The sequence below is a fragment of the Sphingomonas sp. ASV193 genome, assembly GCF_040203355.1.
Taxonomy (GTDB): Bacteria; Pseudomonadota; Alphaproteobacteria; order Sphingomonadales; family Sphingomonadaceae; genus Sphingomicrobium.
On the sequence record NZ_JBEHBW010000001.1, the window covers coordinates 309,475 to 329,334 of the forward strand.

General features: G+C 69.2%; 19 protein-coding genes and 1 other RNA gene. 14 read left to right on the plus strand and 6 right to left on the minus strand.

Annotated elements, in window-relative coordinates; translation table 11 throughout:
* Positions 1-64 precede the first annotated feature (64 nt).
* The 5 genes from ABDK56_RS01700 (at position 65) to ABDK56_RS01720 (ending at position 6,639) form a co-directional block, all read left to right on the plus strand.
* Complete coding sequence (locus ABDK56_RS01700) at positions 65-1,714, plus strand: electron transfer flavoprotein-ubiquinone oxidoreductase (protein ID WP_349806335.1); 1,650 nt, start codon at positions 65-67, stop codon at positions 1,712-1,714.
* 79 nt (positions 1,715-1,793) lie between these two features.
* The gene (locus ABDK56_RS01705; RefSeq protein ID WP_349806336.1) at positions 1,794-3,374 is read left to right on the plus strand and encodes a UDP-N-acetylglucosamine--peptide N-acetylglucosaminyltransferase SPINDLY family protein; all 1,581 of its coding nucleotides are present in this window, start codon (positions 1,794-1,796) and stop codon (positions 3,372-3,374) included.
* The gene (locus ABDK56_RS01710) at positions 3,374-4,177 is read left to right on the plus strand and encodes a 4-(cytidine 5'-diphospho)-2-C-methyl-D-erythritol kinase (RefSeq protein ID WP_349806337.1); all 804 of its coding nucleotides are present in this window, start codon (positions 3,374-3,376) and stop codon (positions 4,175-4,177) included. The genes ABDK56_RS01705 and ABDK56_RS01710 overlap by 1 nt, the downstream gene beginning before the upstream one ends.
* Positions 4,178-4,186: 9 nt before the next feature.
* The gene (locus ABDK56_RS01715; protein ID WP_349806338.1) at positions 4,187-5,476 is read left to right on the plus strand and encodes an NAD(P)H-hydrate dehydratase; all 1,290 of its coding nucleotides are present in this window, start codon (positions 4,187-4,189) and stop codon (positions 5,474-5,476) included.
* Positions 5,473-6,639, plus strand: coding sequence for a class I SAM-dependent RNA methyltransferase (locus ABDK56_RS01720; protein WP_349806339.1), 1,167 nt, complete (start codon positions 5,473-5,475; stop codon positions 6,637-6,639). Before ABDK56_RS01715 ends, ABDK56_RS01720 begins: the two co-directional genes overlap by 4 nt.
* Here the strand turns inward: ABDK56_RS01720 and ABDK56_RS01725 are convergent.
* The 4 genes from ABDK56_RS01725 to ABDK56_RS01740 form a co-directional block, all read right to left on the minus strand.
* Positions 6,558-7,754, minus strand: a complete 1,197-nt coding sequence (locus ABDK56_RS01725) for a glycosyltransferase family 87 protein (protein ID WP_349806340.1) — start codon at positions 7,752-7,754, stop codon at positions 6,558-6,560. The two genes, ABDK56_RS01720 and ABDK56_RS01725, sit on opposite strands and share 82 nt — an antisense overlap.
* 13 nt (positions 7,755-7,767) lie before the next feature.
* Positions 7,768-8,196 carry an MAPEG family protein gene (locus ABDK56_RS01730; protein ID WP_349806341.1) on the minus strand — a complete coding sequence of 143 codons (429 nt, stop codon included), beginning with the start codon at positions 8,194-8,196 and terminating at the stop codon, positions 7,768-7,770.
* Between the two features lie 84 nt (positions 8,197-8,280).
* Positions 8,281-9,363, minus strand: a complete 1,083-nt coding sequence (locus tag ABDK56_RS01735) for a 1,9-bis(guanidino)-5-aza-nonane synthase (protein WP_349806342.1) — start codon at positions 9,361-9,363, stop codon at positions 8,281-8,283.
* Positions 9,364-9,435: 72 nt separating this feature from the next.
* Positions 9,436-10,668 carry a type III PLP-dependent enzyme gene (locus ABDK56_RS01740; RefSeq protein ID WP_349806343.1) on the minus strand — a complete coding sequence of 411 codons (1,233 nt, stop codon included), beginning with the start codon at positions 10,666-10,668 and terminating at the stop codon, positions 9,436-9,438.
* Between the two features lie 178 nt (positions 10,669-10,846).
* Here ABDK56_RS01740 and ABDK56_RS01745 point away from each other — a divergent pair, with 178 nt between their 5' ends.
* On the plus strand, positions 10,847-11,791 hold the full coding sequence (locus ABDK56_RS01745; protein WP_349806344.1) for a threonine ammonia-lyase: 945 nt from the start codon (positions 10,847-10,849) through the stop codon (positions 11,789-11,791).
* Here the strand turns inward: ABDK56_RS01745 and ABDK56_RS01750 are convergent.
* Positions 11,788-12,042: a hypothetical protein gene (locus tag ABDK56_RS01750; RefSeq protein ID WP_349806345.1), complete on the minus strand. Its 255-nt coding sequence runs from the start codon at positions 12,040-12,042 to the stop codon at positions 11,788-11,790. The genes ABDK56_RS01745 and ABDK56_RS01750 overlap by 4 nt on opposite strands.
* Before the next feature lie 53 nt (positions 12,043-12,095).
* Here ABDK56_RS01750 and ABDK56_RS01755 point away from each other — a divergent pair, with 53 nt between their 5' ends.
* Complete coding sequence (locus ABDK56_RS01755) at positions 12,096-12,263, plus strand: hypothetical protein (protein ID WP_349806346.1); 168 nt, start codon at positions 12,096-12,098, stop codon at positions 12,261-12,263.
* Between the two features lie 143 nt (positions 12,264-12,406).
* Here ABDK56_RS01755 and ABDK56_RS01760 read toward each other — a convergent pair whose 3' ends face one another.
* Positions 12,407-13,063 (minus strand): alpha/beta hydrolase, encoded by a 657-nt coding sequence (locus tag ABDK56_RS01760; protein WP_349806347.1) that lies wholly within the window; start codon positions 13,061-13,063, stop codon positions 12,407-12,409.
* Between the two features lie 112 nt (positions 13,064-13,175).
* Between ABDK56_RS01760 and ABDK56_RS01765 the strand changes: the two genes are divergently transcribed.
* The 7 genes from ABDK56_RS01765 to ABDK56_RS01795 all read left to right on the plus strand — a co-directional run bounded on the left by ABDK56_RS01765 (position 13,176) and on the right by ABDK56_RS01795 (position 19,796).
* On the plus strand, positions 13,176-14,252 hold the full coding sequence (locus tag ABDK56_RS01765) for a cysteine desulfurase family protein (RefSeq protein ID WP_349806348.1): 1,077 nt from the start codon (positions 13,176-13,178) through the stop codon (positions 14,250-14,252).
* On the plus strand, positions 14,249-15,361 hold the full coding sequence (locus ABDK56_RS01770; protein WP_349806349.1) for a cysteine desulfurase family protein: 1,113 nt from the start codon (positions 14,249-14,251) through the stop codon (positions 15,359-15,361). The genes ABDK56_RS01765 and ABDK56_RS01770 overlap by 4 nt, the downstream gene beginning before the upstream one ends.
* Positions 15,358-15,687, plus strand: coding sequence for a 2Fe-2S iron-sulfur cluster-binding protein (locus tag ABDK56_RS01775; protein WP_349806350.1), 330 nt, complete (start codon positions 15,358-15,360; stop codon positions 15,685-15,687). Before ABDK56_RS01770 ends, ABDK56_RS01775 begins: the two co-directional genes overlap by 4 nt.
* A 38-nt stretch (positions 15,688-15,725) precedes the next feature.
* Positions 15,726-15,820: signal recognition particle sRNA small type (gene ffs / locus ABDK56_RS01780), an RNA gene on the plus strand.
* A 251-nt stretch (positions 15,821-16,071) separates the two neighbouring features.
* On the plus strand, positions 16,072-17,745 hold the full coding sequence (locus tag ABDK56_RS01785; RefSeq protein WP_349806351.1) for a DNA polymerase III subunit gamma/tau: 1,674 nt from the start codon (positions 16,072-16,074) through the stop codon (positions 17,743-17,745).
* Positions 17,746-17,755: 10 nt separating this feature from the next.
* Positions 17,756-18,079: a YbaB/EbfC family nucleoid-associated protein gene (locus tag ABDK56_RS01790; RefSeq protein ID WP_349806805.1), complete on the plus strand. Its 324-nt coding sequence runs from the start codon at positions 17,756-17,758 to the stop codon at positions 18,077-18,079.
* A 103-nt stretch (positions 18,080-18,182) separates the two neighbouring features.
* Positions 18,183-19,796: a long-chain fatty acid--CoA ligase gene (locus ABDK56_RS01795; RefSeq protein ID WP_349806352.1), complete on the plus strand. Its 1,614-nt coding sequence runs from the start codon at positions 18,183-18,185 to the stop codon at positions 19,794-19,796.
* Positions 19,797-19,860 lie beyond the last annotated feature (64 nt).

Sequence of the window (19,860 nt, forward strand, 5' to 3'; positions counted from 1 at the left end):
GGGTCAAGAAACGGGCACGGGTGGATCGCGCCCAATAGAGAGCGTCGTGCGACGAGAGGACCGGATGAGCGACCGCGAATCGATGGAATATGATGTCGTCATCGTCGGCGCTGGGCCGGCGGGGCTGAGCGCGGCGATCCGCCTGAAACAACTCGCCGCCGAGGCGGGGCGCGAGGTGTCGGTCTGCATCCTCGAAAAAGGGAGCGAGGTCGGGGCGCATATCCTGTCGGGCGCGGTGATCGACCCGAAGGCGCTCGACGAACTGATCCCCGACTGGCGCGACAAGGGCAGCCCGCTGACCGTGCCGGTGAGCGAAAACCATCACTGGGTGCTGTCGGCAACCGGCAAGACCGGGCTTCCGCACCTGCTTACCCCGCCGTTCATGAACAACAAGGGGACGTACACCGCCAGTCTTGGCAACCTGTGCCGCTGGCTGGCGGGGCAGGCCGAGGAACTGGGAGTCGAGATTTTCCCCGGCTTCGCGGCGGCCGAGATCCTATTCGCCGACGACGGCAGCGTGCGCGGGGTGGCGACCGGCGACATGGGGGTCGCGCGCGACGGCACCCACCGGCCCGATTACCAGCCGGGGATGGAGCTGCACGCCAAATATGTCCTTTTCGCCGAAGGGGCGCGCGGCCATCTCACCAAGGAACTGACCCGGCTATTCGACCTGCGCAAGGAAAGCGGACCGCAGGTTTTCGGGCTTGGAATCAAGGAATTGTGGGACGTTCCTGCTGAAAAGCATAAAGCCGGCCGAGTGATCCACACGCAGGGCTGGCCGCTGACCGACGCGTGGGGCGGCGGGTTCCTCTACCACCAGGCCAACGGCCAGGTCGCGCTCGGCTTCGTCACGGCGCTCGACTACGACAACCCCTACCTGTCGCCGTTCGAGGAATTCCAGCGATGGAAAACCCACCCCGCAATCCGCGCCGAGATCGAGGGCGGCAAGCGGATCAGCTATGGCGCGCGGGCGATCAACGAGGGCGGGTGGCAGGCGATCCCGACGCTCGCCTTCCCCGGCGGCGCGCTGGTCGGGTGCAGCGCGGGCTTCGTCAACGTGCCCCGGATCAAGGGCACCCACACCGCGATGAAATCGGGGATGCTGGCGGCCGAAAGCGCCTTCGCCGCACTCCAGGCGCAGCGCGGCAACGATCTGCTCGCCGACTATGAGCCCGCGGTCCGCTCGAGCTGGGTGGGCAAGGAGCTCAAGGTGGTCCGCAATGCGCAGCCGGCGGTCGCCAGGTTCGGCGGGACGATCGGCACGCTGGTCGCCGGGATCGACCTGTGGCTCAACCACCTCGGGCTGACGACCCCGTGGACGCTTCGCCACAAACATCCCGACAATGCGACGCTCCGGCGTAAGGACGAGGTCCATCCGATCGTCTATCCCAAGCCCGACGGGAAACTGACCTTCGACCGGCTGTCCTCGGTGTTCCTGTCGAACACCAACCATGAGGAGGACCAGCCGGTGCACCTCACGCTCAAGGACGCGTCGGTGCCGATCGACGTCAACCTGAAGCTCTATGATTCGCCGGAACAGCGTTACTGCCCAGCCGGGGTCTACGAGATCGTCGAGGAGACCGGTTCACCTCGGCTTCAGATCAACGCGCAGAATTGCGTCCACTGCAAGACGTGCGACATCAAGGACCCGACCCAGAACATCAACTGGGTAGTGCCCGAAGGCGGCGGAGGACCCAATTACCCGAACATGTAGCCTGTGGCTCGCGACCGCTGCGACGCTCGCCGCCATCGCCCCGGTCCCGGCGCAGGCCGCGGTCAACCTCCGCGCGGCGATGCCCGATCCGCGCCTCGACGCCTATGTCCGCGCGCGCACCGCCGACGCGATCGGCGACGATCGCCAGGCCGCGCAGCTCTACGCGCAGCTCGCGACGCTCGACCCGCGCAATCCCGACATCGCCGACCGGGCGGTGACCTCGGCGATCAGCGCCGGCGCGTTCGACCTCGCGGTAACGACGGCACGGGCGATGCCGGTCGCCAGCCTCAACCTCGACGCGCGGCTGCTGCTGGTCGCCGACTCGCTCCGCCGCGGGCGGACCGCCGATGCGCTGGCGCTGGTCAACGAGGGCACGCCCGATCGCGACGGCGGCTTCATCGCCCCGCTGCTTCGGGCGTGGGCGGAGACCGAGGCGAAGCACGACGGGCAGCGCTATCTGACCGCGAGCTCGGTGGTGCAGTCGATGGTCGCTCCCTTCCTCCCCGAACAGCGCGCCTATCTCTACCTCGCCGCGGGCGACACGGCCTCGGCCAAGCCGCTGATCGCGCAGGCACTGGCGCGCGATACCGGGCGCAACAGCGAGATGCGGCTGGCCTTCGCCGACGGGCTGCGCCGCGCGAACGATCCCGCCGGCGCGACGGTGCTGCTGAAGGCCGGGCCGGCAACGCTCGCGCGCTTCGCCAACGGCACGGCGATCCCGCCCGGGGCCACGGTGCGGACCGCCGCCGATGCCTATGGCGCGCTGCTCACCGGGCTGGCGATCGCTTTGAACCAGTCGAGCGACAAGTCCTTGCCGATCGCGCTGACCCGGGTCGCGCAACATGCCCGCCCGCAAAGCGGCGCGACGGCGGTGCTGCTCGCGCTGCTGCTCGATTCGGCCGACCGCCGAGCCGATGCGCTTCAGCAGCTCGCGACCGTCTCCAACGACGACCCGTTCGCGCCCGACGCGCGCGAAGCCGGGGTCAAGATCCTCGGCGCGATGGGGCGCAACGCCGACGCGGTGGCTCTGGCGCAGCGCGGCATCCGCGAAGCGGGGCGGGCGGTGTCGCCCGACGATTATGCGCGGCTCGGCGCGGCCTACGACACGGCGGGGGACCATGCCGCCTCCGCCGATGCCTATGGCCGTGCCGCGGCGCTGGCCGATGCGGCGGGGGCCGACAATCGCTGGACCTACCGGCTGCTCCGCGCCGACCAGCTATCCGATCTCAAGCGCTGGCCCGAGACGAAGGCCGAACTGCTCGCCGGCCTGGCGGCGAAGCCAGACGAGCCGCTGCTGCTCAACTTCCTCGGCTATGGCGAACTCGAGCATAACGAGAACCTCGATTCGGCCGAGGCGATGATCCGCAAGGCCGCTGCGCTTCGTCCCGACGACGCGTCGATCGCCGACTCGCTCGGCTGGGCGCTGTTCAAACGCGGCAAGCTCGACGAGGCGATCGGGATCCTGTCGGCGGCGGCGGCGGCCGACCCAGCTCAGGGGGACATCCAGGAACATCTCGGCGACGTGCTCTACACGCGCGGGCGCCGGATGGAGGCGCGTTTCGCCTGGCGCGCGGCCGAGATCACCGCCGATGCCGAACAGAAAGTGCGGATCGGGCAAAAGATCGACCTCGGGCTGACCCCGGCGACCGCCGCCCCCTGATGCGTCTGTCGGAGCCAGCGCCGGCCAAGCTCAACCTCGCGCTCCACGTTCGGCGGCGGCGCGCCGACGGCCGCCACGATCTCGAGACCATCTTCGCTTTCACCGTCGATGGCGACACGGTCGCGGGGGAGCCGGCGGACGGCCTCTCGCTGGCGATCGACGGGCCTTTCGCGGGCATGCTCGCCGACGATGCCGACAATCTGGTGCTTCGCGCGGCACGCGCACTGGCCGAAGCGGCGGGGGTTCCGACGAACGCCGCGCTGTTCCTCGACAAGAAGCTCCCCGTCGCCAGCGGGATCGGGGGCGGATCGGCCGACGCCGCGGCGACGCTGCGCCTGCTCACGCGGCTGTGGAATATCGACCCTGCGCACGCCAGCGCGGTCGCGCCCGATCTCGGGGCCGACGTTCCCGCCTGCCTGCTCAGCCTGACGTCGCGCGGCGAAGGGGTGGGCGAGCGGCTGTCGCTGGTCGACGCGGGGGTCGCGGGAGCGCCGGTGCTGCTGGTCAACCCGAACGTCGCGCTGTCGACCGGACCGGTGTTCGCGGCGTGGGACGGGGTCGATCGAGGTCCGCTCGACGACTGGCGAGGCGGGCGGAACGACCTCGAGGCGCCCGCCCGCGGTCTCGTCCCGGCGATCGGCGAGGTGATCGACTGGCTTGCGGGGCAAGGCGGGGCGGGGTTCGTGCGCATGTCGGGCAGCGGGGCGACCTGCTTCGCGCTGTTTAACGACGAGGCCGCGCGCGATGCGGCGGCCGAGGCTTGCCCGCCGAGATGGTGGCATTTGGCGTCCTTCCTGCGCTAGGGCGCGCCGATGAGCCGCCCGATCCTCACCGCCGCCGCGATGCGCGCCGCCGAACAATCCGTCATCGAGCGCGGCGCTACCGTCGAGACGCTGATGGAACGCGCCGGGGCCGCGCTTGCCGAGGCGGTGATGCGCTTCACCTGGCCAATGGACACGCTGGTTCTCGTCGGGCCCGGCAACAACGGCGGCGACGGCAACGTCGCGTCGCGCGTGCTGCGCGAGGCGGGCTGGCCGGTTCGGGTCGTCGAGCTTGGCGAGGCCTTCGACCGCGCCGAAAACGCTCCGCTGGTGATCGATTGCCTGTTCGGAACAGGACTTAGTCGTCCGCTTGAAGAGGCTGTATCGACGAAGCTTTTGTCGCTCGTCTCGGCCGCCGATCTCGCCGTCGCGTGCGATCTTCCCAGCGGGGTTGCAAGCGACGACGGGACGCTGCTGTCGCCGGTCGGGGACTACGACCTGACCGTCACTTTCGGCGCGCTCAAGCCCGCGCACCGCCTGATGCCGGCGATGGCGCACATGGGGCGGGTGGTGCTTGCCGACATCGGCGTCGATGCGGCCGGCGACTGGTTCGAGATCGGCGCGCCCGACCTTCCGCCGATCGATCCGGCGGGCCACAAGTATAGCCGCGGGCTGGTCCATGCGCTCGCCGGGACGATGCCCGGCGCGATCGCGCTGTCGGCGACCGCGTCGGCGAAGGCGGGGGCGGGCTATGTCCGCGTTTCGACCTCGAAGCCGATCGAAGGCTTGCCCCACGCAGTGGTCCAGGTTGGGACCGCCGACATGGCCGACGAGCGGATCGGCTGCCTGCTGGTCGGGCCGGGGCTCGGCGATCTCCCGCAAGTGCTGACGCTTGCGCTGACCAGCAAGGCGCCGAAGTTGATCGACGCCGACGCGATCGGGCTGGTCGGCGAGCCCGAGCGACTGAAGGGGCAGGACGCGATTCTCACCCCCCACGCGGGCGAGTTCGCCAAGCTGTTCGGCGAATTGGCGGGTTCGAAGGCCGAGGTGGCACTGGCGGCAGCCGAGGCCTCGGGCGCGGTCGTCGTTTACAAGGGACCCGATACGCTGGTCGCCGCACCCGACGGTCGGCTGGGGTTCGCGTCGCCCGCACCGGCGTGGCTGGCGAGCGCGGGGACCGGTGACGTGCTCGCCGGAGTGATCGCCGCCTGCCGCGCGCGGGGAATGGAGGCGTTCGACGCCGCCTGCGCCGGGGTCTGGCTGCACGGCCGCGCGGCCGAGGCGGCGGGCCCGGCGATGATCGCCGACGACCTGGTGGCCGCGCTGCCGTCGATCCTGTGAGCGACCCGGTCGTCCGCATCGCCGCGCGGGGCGACGGCGTGACGTCGTCGGGACGGCACGTCGCGTTCGGCGTACCGGGTGACGTCATCGGCGACGACGGAGAACTGGTCGAAGGTCCCGATCATGTCGTGCCGCCGTGCCGTCATTTCCCGGCCTGCGGGGGCTGCCAGCTCCAGCACGTCAGCGACCGGGCCTATGCGACCTACTGCGAGGAGCGGGTGCGCGGAGCACTCGCCCAGCAGGGGATCGAGACCGACACTCGCCCGGCTTTGCTGTCGCCGCCGCGAAGCCGCCGCCGCGCGACGCTTCGCGCGGTCCGGGCCGGCGGACGGATTCTCCTCGGGTTCAACGAGCGCGGGAGCGCGACTCTGGTCGACCTTGCCGAATGTCCCGTGCTTCGGCCCGAATTGTTCGCGCTCTTGTCGCCGCTTCGCGCATTGCTCGCCGCGATGAAGGGAAAGGCCGGCGAGGTCCAGCTCACCCTTGCCGACCAGGGCGTCGACCTGCTGCTGCGCGGGTTCGCCGCCGAAGGGCTGGCGGCGGTCGAGGCGCTGACCGCGTTCGGCGAGCGCCATCGGCTCGCTCGGATCGCGCTCGACGAGGGCTACGGCGCCGAAGTCCGCTACGAGCCGCGTCCTGCCACGGCCACCCTTTCGGGCAAGGCGGTGCCGCTGCCCGTCGGCGCATTCCTCCAGGCCACCGAAGAAGGCGAGGCGGCGCTCGTCGCCGCGGTCCGCGAAGCCGTCGGCACCGCGCCCCGCACCGCCGACCTGTTCGCCGGGATCGGCACCTTCGCGTTCGCGCTTGGCGGGAAGGTCGCCGCGGCCGAGGCCTCGCGCGACGCGGTGCTGGCGCTGAAGCGCGCCGCACCGGGACTGGCGGTCGAGCATCGCGACCTCTACCGGCGCCCCCTCGATGCTTCGGAACTGGGCGCGTACGACGCCGTCGTGCTCGACCCGCCGCGCGCTGGGGCCGAGGCGCAGGTGCGAGAGTTGGCAGGGTCGGGGGTGCCGCGCATCGCCTACGTCAGCTGCAACCCCGCGACCTTCGCGCGCGATGCCGCGAAACTGGTGGCGGGGGGCTACCGGCTGGCGTGGGTCGTCCCGGTCGGCCAGTTTCGCTGGTCGACCCATGTCGAGCTTGCCGCCGCTTTCGCGAGATAAAGCGCGATCCCGAGCGGGATAAGCGCCGGGCCGGGCAGACCAAAGGTGCCGAACGCGAGCTGGGCGAGCGGGAGCAGCCAGGCGAGCAGGACCAGCATCCGGTCGGACGGTCGCCCAATCGGCAGCAGGAGCATCGCCACCGCCAGCGCAAGCGTGTCGTAGATCAATAGGTAGGCGGTGGTGGCGACGCTCGCGGCGAGGAAGAGGGCATTGGCGGCCGGGTCGACGGGATCGGGGCGGCGCGCGAAACGCCAGCCGACGAGCAGCGCCATCAGCACCGCGACGACCGCCTGCACCGCATAGGCCGCCGTGACCGACGCGCCGAGCGTGCGCAGGTTCATGAACGTCGTCGGCATGAAGGGCGCTCCCAGAAGCTCGGGATCGCTCAGCACCCGGCTCTGCGTCGGCAGGCCGGCAGTGACGTAGGCGGTCCACGCCGACCATCCCCAGATCGCGGAGGAAAGGGCGACCAGTGCGGCGGTCGCCAACGCCGCCGCCGCGATCGCGCGCCAGTTTCGCTCGGCGAGCAGCAGCACCGGAAACAGCAGGCCGAGCTGGGGCTTCACCGTCAGGAGGCCGAGCAGGAGACCGCTTAGCCACGGGCGCCCGCGGCGGAGGCGTAGTGCCGCCAGGATGATCGCGGCGGCGAGAAAGGCGAACTGGCCGCTGATCAGCGCGAACACCGCCGCGGGACTGAGCAGCGCGGCGACGAGCGTCCGGCGCTCAACTTGCCAGGCGCGAAGCAGGAGGCCGAGAACCAGCGGCCCGGCAAGGCTGAACAGGCCGAGCGCCACATCATAGGGCAGGCGCCCGAACGGCGCGGCGAACAGCATGATGCTCGGCGGGTAAGACCACACCTGCCCCGGATAGTCGGGTCCGACGATCGCGGCGGTCGCCTGCTGGTAGGTGGCGAGATCGTAAAAGCGCGCCGGGTCGGACTGCCAAGCCGCGCGACCCGCCATCCAGAAATTCAGGAAGTCGCGGCCGACGACGAGCCCGCTTCCGTCGCGCCACGCGCCCATGCCGGGGTGGAGGTGCGCGAGGTAGAGGGCGAGATAGACGGCCGCGAACAGCGCGGCGACCGGCGCGAGCTCGCGCCCGACGTTCGGGCTCATCGCGTCGCGCGCCTCACAGGATGGTGTCGGCGACCCAGAAGAGCGCATGGAGCGTCAGCCCGACCAGGCATAGCGTCGAGAGCGCGAACAGCGGGAAGCGCAGCCGGATCGTGTTGACCGTCGACTGTACGATCGAGTGGAGGATGCGCAGGATCACATAGCCCCACGCCAGCCAGTTGTTGATCGGCAGGCTCTGCCCCATCAGGATCAGCGCGAACACGATCGCGTAGAACAGCGTCGGCTGCTCGACCAGATGCTCGTAGTTGTGCGCCGGCCAGTTGTGCGGGCCCGGCGGCATGTCGCTGCCACGCGATCCGGCGGGGATGTCACGACCCTTGAGCAGGGGCGCGCGCCTGATCGCCAGCCACGCGAGCATCACCAGCGTCCACGCTACCAGCACCACCACCGGGCTTAGCAGCGGATCGATTTCGTGGCCGTGCATCCGTCTTCCCCCTTCGACGAAAAACCCCCGCGAGCCAGGCGGGCTCGCGGGGGTCACCATGCCTTAATGCGGCGCGATTGCAATCTACGCGAACAGCTTCGCGAAAGCGCGCTTCGCGCGCTGCTTCCAGTGCCCGCGATGGTAAGCGTCGCTGGCGATCAGCGGCAGGACCGAGGTCGCCTCGGCGAACACCATCTGCTCGAGCGCGGTCGAGACCTTGCCCCAGCTCGCCGCTTCCTGGAGCGTCGAGGAGGAGCAGGCGCCGTCGCGCACGTCGGCGACGGTGATCTGCACGGCATATTTATGTACCTCGACATCGTCGTGGCCGAGGATCTCGGCGCAGACGACGGTGTCCTGTGTAAAGTTCTTCGGCACGCCGCCGCCGATCATCAGCAGGCCGGTGGTTCCCGCCTTGATCTTTATGTCAGTGAGCTCGCGGAAGTCGGCGATGGCGTCGAGCACGAGATAGGGCTTGCCCGCCTTCATCGCGTCGACCTGGTGCTTGACCAGCCCGAAGCCCGCCGAGCTGTCGACGAACGCCGGGCAGAAGATTGGCACGTCATGCTCATATGCGGTCTGGACGAGGCTGTTGGTCTTCTTGGCGTTGCCGTCGGCGAGCCACTTGCCCATCTCGCGGATGAAGGCGCGGCTCGAATAGGGGCGCGGCTCGAGACTGTCGGCGATCTGCCCGATCGTGTGGTCGCAGTCCTGCAGCGCGACTTCGTCGATGTAGGTGTCGTAGATGCGGTCGATGTAGAGCGAGCGCAGCGTATCGTCGTCAGGGATTTCAAGCGCTTGATAATGTTTGTGGCCAAGCGCTTCGAAGAAATCCATATCGACGATGGTCGCGCCGGTGGCGACGATCGCGTCGACCATGTTGTTCTTCACCAGCTCGGTGTAGAGGTCCATGCAACCGCCCGCCGAGGTCGAGCCGGCGATCACCAGGATGACCGAACAGTCGGGGTCGGCCAGCATCTGGTTGTAGAGGTCCGCCGCGCGCGCAGTGTCGCGGCTGGTGAAGCTCATCTTGCCCATCGCCTCGACGATCGGGCGCGCGTCGAAGCTGGTGATGTCGATATGCTCGATCACCTTCGACAGCAGCTCGGCCTTGCGCGTGTCGTTGATCTTGGTCTCGTCCTGGACCTTGTTGAGCGTGTCGGTGGTCATGGTCACTCCAATGCGAAGAGGGCGCGCCCGCATCGCGCGGGCGCTGCCGGAAGGATCGGTGGGCGGGTTACGCTACAGCTTGACGACGTTCGAGCGCTGCTCGCGTTCCTCGTCGGCGTAGAGGCTGGCCATCGGTTCGTCGTCGACGATCACCCGGTCCTCGATGCCGAAGCCGTTGAACCCGGTGCGCATCGCGCAGCCATAGGCACCGAGCATCCCGACCTCGATGTAATCGCCGGGGCCGACATCGGCGGGAAGCTTGAACGGACCGGCCATGTGGTCGAGATCGTCGCAGGTCGGGCCGTAGAAGCTGAACGCCGCGGGCTTCACCTCGCTGCCGCCGTCGCGGACGAGCCGGACCGGGTAGCGCCAGCCGATGTGCGCGGCATCGAACAGCGCGCCATAGGCGCCATCGTTGATGTACAGCTCGCTGCCGCGGCGCTTTTCGACGCGGACCAGCACGCTCGCATATTCGGCGCACAGCGCGCGCCCCGGTTCGCACCACAGCTCGGCCGAATAGCTGATCGGCAGCGCCTCGAAGGCGGCGTGGATCACCTCGAAATATTGCTCGAGCGCGGGCGGCTCCATGCCGGGATACCAACTCGGGAAACCGCCGCCGACATCGACGATGTCGACCGTGACCGCCGCGTCGACGATCGCCTCGCGCACCCGCTCCATTGCGTCCGAATAAGCCGCCGGGCTCATCGCCTGGCTGCCGACATGGTAGCAGATGCCCATCGCGTCGGCGGCCTGGCGGGTCGCCATCAAGAGCTGCTTGAGCTCGGCGGGCTCGGCGCCGAACTTGGCGGCAAGGCTGAGCTTCGAATGTGCCGACGAGACGCGCAGCCGGACGAGCAGGTTGAGGTCGCTAGCCGCCGTGCCGTCGCCGCCGCTGGTCGCGCGGACGATCTTTTCAAGCTCCTCGATCGTGTCGAGGCTGAAGGTGCGCACGCCATAGGTGAAATAGGCCTCGGCGATCGCTTCCTCGGCCTTCACCGGGTGCATGAAGCACAAGGTCGCGTCGGGCAGCACCTCGGCCACCAGCCGCACCTCGCCGATCGAGGCGACGTCGTAATGCGACACGCCCGCGTTCCACAGCACCTGCAACAGGTCGGGCGAAGGATTGGCCTTCACCGCATAGAGCGACTTGCCCGGGAATCGCTCGGCGAAGAAGCGGGCGGCCCGCGTCGCCGCATGGGGACGAAGCAGGGTCACCGGCTGGACCGGACGGTAATGGGCGATCTCGGCGGCCGAACGGCCGGTCGGGGCGGTAACTAGCCCCAGCGCGCTATGATGCTTGTACAACTCAAGGGACCTCCGTGGGGTTCGCGACAAAAAAGCTGCCTTGCGGTTGGAAGTCCCTTGGGGCAGCGGAGGCGCGATATATGGGGGGTGGCCCCCCATGTAAAGTTTTTTGCGCAGCCTATTTTCGGCTTGGCCGCGCGCAGCAACGGCTGGTCGAAAAGCGTGGAAGGACAAGGGCTTGGACGCTCCCGTTAAGCTCGGCCGAAGCGACGTCGTCGAGGCCGCGACAAGAATAAGGGCCGATGTGCTGGCGACGCCACTGGTCGAGGCGGACATCGAGGGGCGACGCCTGTGGCTCAAGGCCGAATGCGCGCAGACCGGCGGGTCGTTCAAGCTGCGCGGGGCGAGCAACCGGTTGCGGCAATTGACCGCGGCCGAGGCGGCGCGCGGGGTCGTCGCCTTTTCGTCGGGCAACCATGCGCAAGGGGTGGCGATCGCGGCGCGGCGGATGGGGATCGCGGCGACGATCGTGATGCCCGCCGACGCCCCGGCGCTGAAGATCGACGGCACGCGAGCGGCGGGCGCGGAGATCGTCCTTTACGACCGAATGACCGAGAGCCGCGAGGCGATCGCGGCGGCGCTCGCCGACGAGCGCGGCGCGGTCGTGGTGCCGAGCTTCGACGACCCGGCGATCGTCGCGGGGCAGGGGACGGTCGGGCTCGAGATCGTCGCGCAGCTCGGCCGCGCGCCGGCGCGGATCGTGGTCCCGTGCGGCGGCGGCGGGCTGGCGACGGGAATCGCGCTTGCCTGCCCCGAGGCCGAGATCGTCGTCGCCGAGCCCGAGGGGTGGGGCGACATGGGCGAGTCGCTGGCGGCCGGGAGGATCGTCCCGGTTCGCGCCGACCCCCCGCCGACCCGCTGCGACGCGCTGATGACGATGCGGGTCGCCGACCTCACCTTCGACATTCTTCGCGATCGCGGGGCAAGCGGCGTGACCGTCAGCGAGGGGGAGGTGGCCGCGGCGATTCGCTGGGCGTGGCGCGAGCATGGTCTGACCGTCGAACCCGGCGGCGCGGTGGCGCTCGCGGTGTTGCTCGCGGGCCGGGTCGATGGCGACGACAGCGTCGTCGTCCTGTCGGGCGGGAACGTCGATGCGGCGCTGTTCGCGCGGACGGTCGGCTAGCTGACGCTCGCGACCCGGAACTGGCCGGGCTCGAGATGCGCCGGGCTTGACCGTTCGACTGTACGGGTCAGTTCCTCGAGCTCGGCGGCGAGCGTCTGCAACTCGGCGGCTAGCGCCTTGGGGTCGAGCGAGGCCAGATTTTCCGAGGCGTCGAGCAGCGTGTCGAGCATCATCGCGATGCACGGCAGGATGGTTTCCTCGATCCGGTCAAAGGCTTCCTCGAGCCGGGCCTGCTGGTCGCGGTGGGGCATGGCGGCTATATCGCCGCGACGTCCTTACCGTTTTGCTAAAATGGAGCAATTTTTTGCAAGGTTTCGGTCCGGTCGCGCTCGGCGTGACGATGATTGCGGCGATCCTGCTGCTGATTTTCGGGATCGGGCAGGCGCGGGCGCCGACGACGCGGCAGCGCGGGCTGCTGATGATCGGATGCGCGCTGGTATTCGTGATGAACGTGCTGATCTGGACGGTTTAAGGAGTCATTAACGCGGTGGCGTCGCGGCGAAGCCGCGCCGTCGATCCGGTCGGCGGGGCCGCCGGTCGGCCGGGCTTCGCCGACTCTTCGCGGTACGGCGCTCGCTTCGCTCCGCTTCCGTACCGCTCGGCGGCTCGGCGGGGTCAGCGGATCGGGCAGCTCGGGTCGAGGCGATAATCGAGATAGTCGTCGACCGACTTCATCAGCAGGTCGAGCTCGTTCGCGAAGAAATGGTTCGCGCCCGGGATCACGTCGTGGGCGATGGTGATGTGGCGCTGGGTCCGCAGCTTGTCGACGAGCTTCTGGACCGCGCCGGGGGCGACCACCTCGTCGGCCTCGCCCTGGATGATGATCCCGCTGGCGGGGCAGGGGGCGAGGAAGGCGAAGTCGTACATGTTCGCGGGCGGCGCGATCGAGATGAACCCGCGAACCTCGGGACGGCGCATCAGCAGCTGCATCCCGATCCACGCGCCGAAGCTGACCCCCGCGACCCACGTGACCTCGGCCTCGGGGTGGATCTGCTGGACCCAGTCGAGCGCGCTCGCCGCGTCGCTCAATTCGCCAATCCCGTTGTCGAACACGCCCTGGCTCTTGCCGACGCCGCGGAAGTTGAAGCGCAGCGTCGCGAAGCCGCGGCGGACGAAATCCTTGTGCAGCAGCTGGACGATCTTGTTGTTCATCGTGCCACCGGCCTGCGGGTGGGCGTGAAGGATCAGCGCGACCGGCGCGCGCGGGCGGGGGCCGGGGGTGAAGCGGCCCTCGAGGCGGCCTTCGGGTCCGGGAAAAATCACTTCGGGCATGGACGAAAGGGCCTCGGCTTCGACGAACGGTGGAAACGCGACAGGTGCGCCGCGCGGTCAGAGCCTATATAGGGGGCGGCGTTCATCTGGCAATCACCGGGAATCCGCCGCTTTGACACGCCGAATCTACCTCGATCATGCCGCCACCACCCCGGTCATCGAACCCGCAGTCGAAGCCTTCGCTCGCGGGCTCGCGGGCTGGGCGAACCCCAATTCCCCGCACGCCGAGGGCCGCGCCGCGCGCGCGCTGCTCGAGGAGGCCCGTACGAGCATCGGCAAGACGCTCGGCTGGCGCCATGACGTCATCTTCACCTCGGGGGCGAGCGAGAGCGTCGAGATCGCCGCGCGCTGCGCGACCCCGCCCCGGCGAATCCACGGCGCGACCGAACATGCGATCGTCGGCTATGCGATGGGGGCGGACTCGGTGGTGCTTCCGGTCGATGCCGACGGGCTCATCGACCGCGAAGCGCTGGCCGGGGCGTTGAAGCCGGGCCCCGCGCTGGTCGCGATCCAGCAGGTCAACAACGAAACCGGGGTGATCCAGCCGATGGAGGCGATCGCGGCGATGGTCCGCGAAGCCGGGTCGCTGTTGCTCGCCGACTGCGCGCAGGGCGCGTCGAAGCTGCCGCTGCCCGAGGCCGACTTCATCGCCATCTGCGCGCACAAGCTCGGCGGGCCGCCGGGAGTCGGGGCGCTGCTGGTCAGGGACCTTGCCACGCTCCGCGCATGCGGCGGCGGGCAAGAGAAGGGCTATCGGCGCGGGACCCAGGACGTCCCCGGCGCGCTGAGCTTCGCCGCGGCGCTCGCGGCGAGGCCTTACGACATGACGCGCATGGCGACGCTCCGCGACCGGCTGGAGCGCGGCGTCGAGGCGGCGGGCGGGACAATCATTGCCAAGGAAGCGCCGCGCGTGCCGTCCATCGGCGCGCTTGCGCTGCCGGGATCGACGAGCGCGGCAATGATGGTCCAGCTCGACCTTGCCGGGATCGCCGTGTCGGCGGGAAGCGCCTGTTCGTCGGGCAAGGCCAAGCCGAGCCACGTGCTGCAGGCGATGGTGTTGCCCGACGAGATGGTCGCCGGATATCTGCGCACCAGCTTCGGCCCCGACACGAGCGAGGCCGAGGTCGACGCTTTCGTCGAGGCGTTCGCGGCCATCGCCGAGCGGGCGCGGACCAGCAAGGCGGCATGATCTACCTCGACTACCAAGCGACTACGCCGGTCGACCCCGCGGTGGCGCTGGCGATGCGGCCGTGGATCGAGGAGAAGTTCGCCAACCCGCACAGCCCTTCCACATGGGGACGTGAAGCGGCAGCGGCGGTCGAGCTTGCGCGCGACCGAATCCTGACCGCGGTCGGCCTCGACGAGGGACGCTTCGCCTTCACCAGCGGCGCGACCGAGGCGCTCAACTGGGCGATCCGGGGAACGCTCGAGCGGTCCGAGCGGCGCAAGATAGTGACCATCGCCACCGAGCATGCGGCGGTGCTCGACACCTGCGAATGGCTCGAGGGGCGCGGCTACCAGGTCGTCCGATTGCCGGTCGATCGCGACGGGCTGGTCGACCTCGACGAGGCGACACTGGCGATCGACCCACGCACCGCGATCGTCGCAGCGATGCTGGTCAATAACGAGATCGGGGTGATCCAGCCGGTCGATACGCTCGCCGAACTGGCGCACCGGGCGGGCGCGGTGATGCTGTGCGACGCGGTGCAGGGGTTCGGGCGGGTGGCGCTTCCCGACGGCGCCGACCTGGTCGCGCTGTCGGCGCACAAGGTCCACGGTCCGAAGGGAATCGGCGGGCTGTGGATCCGCCGCGGGCACGAGCCGCGACCATTGCTCCACGGCGGCGGGCAGGAGCATGGGCTTCGTTCGGGCACCCAGTCGCCGATGCTGTGCGTCGGCTTCGGAGAGGCAGCGCGGATCGCGACCGAGCGCGCGGGCGCCGACCACGCCCATGTCGAGCGGCTGTGGCAGGTGGCGCGAACGACGCTCGGCGAAGGCTGGACGGTGAACGGCAGCGTCGAGGCGCGCTACCGTGGCAATCTCAACCTGCGCCGCGACGGTCTCGACGCCGCGCGCCTCGTCGCCGACCTTCGCAACATCGCCTTTTCGCTGGGTTCGGCCTGCGCGTCGGGGAGCGGGCGACCGAGCCACGTACTCCGCGCGATCGGGCTCGCCGACCGCGAGGCACGAAGCGCGATCCGGCTCGGTTTCGGGCGGTTCACCGGCGAGGCCGAGCTGCAGTCGGCCTGTCGCCACATCGACCGCGTCGCGCGCGAGCAGCAGGAGTGGGCGGCGTGACGCTGGTCCGCTTCCTCGATTCCGCCGGGCGGATCGACCGCGAGGTCGAGGCGGCGGAGGGGATCAACCTGCTCGACCTCGCGCAGGCGAACGGGCAGAAGCTCGAAGGCGCGTGCGAGGGGGCGATGGCCTGCTCGACCTGCCATGTCATCCTGGACGCGGCGGATGTCGGTCGCTTCGCGCCGCCAAGCGAGGAGGAGGACGACCTGCTCGACTTTGCCGCGCACGTCACCCGCACTTCGCGGCTCGCCTGCCAGCTCGCGGTTCCCGCCGGCGATCCGCTCGACGTCACCATCCCGCCGGGTGCCTACAACCTCGACCGGTAAGAGGCTTGCAAGCCAAGGCCCGCGCGGCCATATGCCGCCGCGGAAGTCGGTGGGCGGGGCTGTCGCCAACCTGGTCAGATCCGGAAGGAAGCAGCCACAACGATTTCGTCCCGGGTCACCGGCTTCCACCTCCCGAGACGCCGAGCATAGCGACGACGCTGCAAAGCAGCGACTAGCTGTGTGTAGAGCCGTCGAGACCGGCCGACAGGTCGCGAAGCGGACCTGATCGACGTTACGGATTCACTCCGTGACAGGCCATAAGCTGCCGAGGGCAGCGGCAGCAGCCCGTAGAGACAGCGAATGCCCGGCCAGAGGGCAAGGCCCGACTGACGTCACGGATTTACTCCGTGACGGCCTCCACCCGGACCCCTACATTGTCGGCAAATGTCCGATTCTGACCTCCCCACCGACGAACCCGGCCTCGGCCTCGACCTGCCCGCGGCTGCCCCGCCGGCGGCGAAGGCGTCGCCCTATCGCGTGCTTGCCCGTAAATATCGCCCGCAAACCTTTTCCGAGCTGATCGGGCAGGAGGCGATGGTGACCACGCTCGGCAATGCGATCGCGCAGGGCCGGCTGGCGCACGCATTTCTCCTCACCGGGGTGCGCGGGGTCGGCAAGACCTCGACCGCGCGGCTGGTGGCCAAGGCGCTCAACTGCATTGGCCCCGATGGGACCGGGGGTCCGACGATCGACCCGTGCGGGGTGTGCGAACCGTGCCGCGCAATCGCCGAGGGGCGGCATATCGATGTGATCGAGATGGACGCGGCGAGCCATACCGGGGTCGACGACGTGCGCGAGATCATCGACGCGGTCCGCTACGCCGCGGTCAGCGCGCGCTACAAGATCTACATCATCGACGAAGTGCACATGTTGTCGAAGAACGCATTCAACGCGTTACTGAAGACTCTTGAGGAACCGCCTGAACATGTGAAGTTCCTGTTCGCCACCACCGAGGTGAACAAGGTGCCGGTCACGGTGCTGTCGCGTTGCCAGCGGTTCGACCTTCGCCGGATCCCGGCCGACCGGCTCGCGGCGCATTTCGCCGGGATCGCAGACAAGGAAGGGATCGCGGTCGACGAAGAGGCGCTCCAGGTCATCGCCCGCGCGGCGGAAGGTTCGGCGCGCGACGGGCTGAGCATCCTCGACCAGGCGATCGCGCATGGCGCGAACGAGCATGGCGGCCGGGTCGCGGCCGACGATGTCCGGACGATGCTCGGGCTCGCCGATCGCGGGCGGATTCGGCGGCTGCTCGAAACGATCCTGGCGGGGGAGGCGGCGGCGACCCTCGACCAGCTCGACGAGGCGCATGCGCTCGGCATTGACCCGACCGCGCTGCTTCGCGGATTGATGGAATCGCTCCACGCGGTGACCCGCGCCAAGGCCGGGGCCAAGGCCGACCTGCTGCAGAGCTCCGAGGAGCGCGAGGCGGCCGCCGATTTTGCCGCCAGCCTCGGCTGGGGTGCGATCCACCGGCTGTGGCAGTTGCTGCTCAAGGGGCTCAGCGACGTCTCGATCGCCCCCGATCCGCACGAGGCGGCGACGATGGCGCTGCTTCGCCTGATCCACGCCGCCGAGCTGCCCGATCCGTCGGCGATCCTCCAGCGGCTCCAGTCGGGACAGCCGGTCGCGGTCTCCGCGCCTTTGGCCCCGGCCCCGGCGGGCGCTTCGAGCGCGCCCGTCGTGAGCGCCAGGCCGACTCCGGCCGATTTTCCCGCGCTGATCGCCGCACTCGACGCCGGCGGGAAGAAGATGCGCGCGATCCAGCTTCACGACCAGCTTGCGCTGGTGCGATTCGCGCAGGGGGAGCTGGTGCTTCGGCCGCTGCAGCCAGTCGGCAGCGATTTCGCCCGCCAGCTCGCCGCCGAGCTGAAGGAGGTGACCGGCGCGGGATGGGAGGTCCGGCTGAGCGACGAGGGCGACCAGCCCTCGCTCCTCCAGCAGGAAAAGCTCGCCGAGGAAAAGGTCCGCGCCGACGTGCTGCAGGAACCGACGGTCAAGGCGCTGCTTGACGCGTTTCCCGACGGCTCGCTCGATTCCATTCACACCAAGGAAGCCTGACATGCCCGAAATGCCCGACCTCGATTCGATCCTGAAGATGGCGCAGAACGCGCAAGCCGAGCTGCAGAAGGCGCAGGACAATCTCGACAAGGTCGAGGTCGAAGGCGCGTCGGGCGGCGGGCTCGTGAAGGTCCGCGCCACCGCCAAGGGCCGGATCCTCGGGGTCGAGATCGACGAGAGCCTGCTCAAGCCCGAGGAGAAGGGCATGGTCGAGGATCTGGTGGCCGCCGCGATCAACGACGCCAAGGCCAAGGCGGATGTCGCCGCGGGCGCGGAGATGGAGAAAATGTCGTCCGGCCTGCCGTTGCCGCCGGGCTTCAAAATGCCGTTTTAAGGCGCATTTGAGCGGGAAATTGTTGCTTTCCCGACCTGCTCGTTTACCACGTTCGGCGCTCGGTTCCCTTCATTGAGGACCATGAACTTTGTCGCTGGGGGCGATGCAGTATTGGCCGCTGCGCGTGATGTCGCTGGTCGACCACGCGGCGCGCGAACATGGCGACGGCGAGGTGGTCAGCGCCTGGGCCGACGGTAGCGTCACGCGTACCAGCTGGCGCGCCATCGCGCACGATGCGCGGCGGATGGCGCAGGCGCTGACCGCACTCGGGCTCGCCAAGGGCGACCGGGTGGCGACGCTGGCGATGAACCATGGCCGCCACCTGACTGCCTGGTACGGGGCGATCGGGATGGGCGGGGTGCTCCACACGATCAACCCGCGGCTGTTCGACGAGCAACTCGACTATATCGTCAACCATGCCGGGGACCGGGTGCTCCTCTACGACGCCGCCTTCGCGCCGCTGGTCGAGCGAATGAAGCCGAAGTGGCCGGGGATCGAACATTATGTCTGCTTCGATCCGCCCGCCGACTGGCGCGGCGACCAGGGCTTCGAGCAGTGGCTGGCGCCGTGGGACGGGGAGTTCGCCTGGGTCGAGGGCGACGAGACCGACCCGTGCGGCCTGTGCTACACCAGTGGCACCACCGGCCGCCCCAAGGGCGTGCTGTTCGAACATCGCTCGACCCTGCTCCACGCCCTGACCGAGGTCGGCCCCGACATATTCAACCTGTCGAAACGCTCGGTGGTTCTGCCGATCGTGCCGATGTTCCACGCCAATGCCTGGGGCGTGCCGTGGGCGGCGCCGCTCACCGGGTGCAAGCTGGTGCTGAGCGCCGACTATCGCCCTGAAAAAATGTGCGGCCTGCTCAACGACGAGGGGGTGACCCATTCGGCGGGTGTGCCGACGATCTGGCTGACGATGATCCAGCATCTCGAGCAGAGTGGGCATGACCTCGAGACGCTCCGCCACGTCACCATCGGCGGCACCGCCGCGCCCCGGGCGATGATTCAATGGTTCCTCGAGCGGGGAATCGAGGTGATGCACGCCTGGGGGATGACCGAGACCTCGCCGATCGGGACGGTCGGCGCGCGCCCGCTCGGCTGGGCCGCCATGAGCGAGCATGAGCGGATCGAATTCACCGCGCGGCAGGGCAGGGTGCCGTTCGGGGTCGAGCTGCGCACGGTCGACGAGGATGGCGCGGTGCTGCCGCGCGACGGCAAGAGCTCGGGCGCGCTTCATGTCCGGGGGACGTGGGTGCTGAGGCGCTATTTCCGCGCGGCGGAGGATTGCGTCGACTCCGACGGCTGGTTCGACACCGGCGACATCGCCGCGCTCCATCCCGACGGGACGATGCAGATCACCGACCGCGCGAAGGACGTGATCAAGTCGGGTGGCGAGTGGATCAGCTCGGTCGAGCTCGAAAATGCCGCGGTCGGCTGCCCCGGGATCGCTCAGGCGGCGGCGATTGGCATCGCGCACCCCAAGTGGGACGAGCGGCCGCTGCTGCTGTGCGTGTGCGAGGCGGGGAGCGCGGTGAGCGCAAAAGACGTCCTCGCCCATCTCGACGGCCGGATGGCGCGGATGTCGCTGCCCGAGGCAATCGAGTTCGTCGACGCGCTGCCTCATACCGGAACCGGCAAGGTCAGCAAGCGCGCGCTTCGCGAACAATATCGCGACTATCGCTTCGCGGGGGCCGAGGCGATGACCGGCCGCGACTGACTCCGCTGGGTCGTTCGCTTTGAGCCGTTCTCACGTGACGGCGCACTGGATTTTGCCCGCTCCA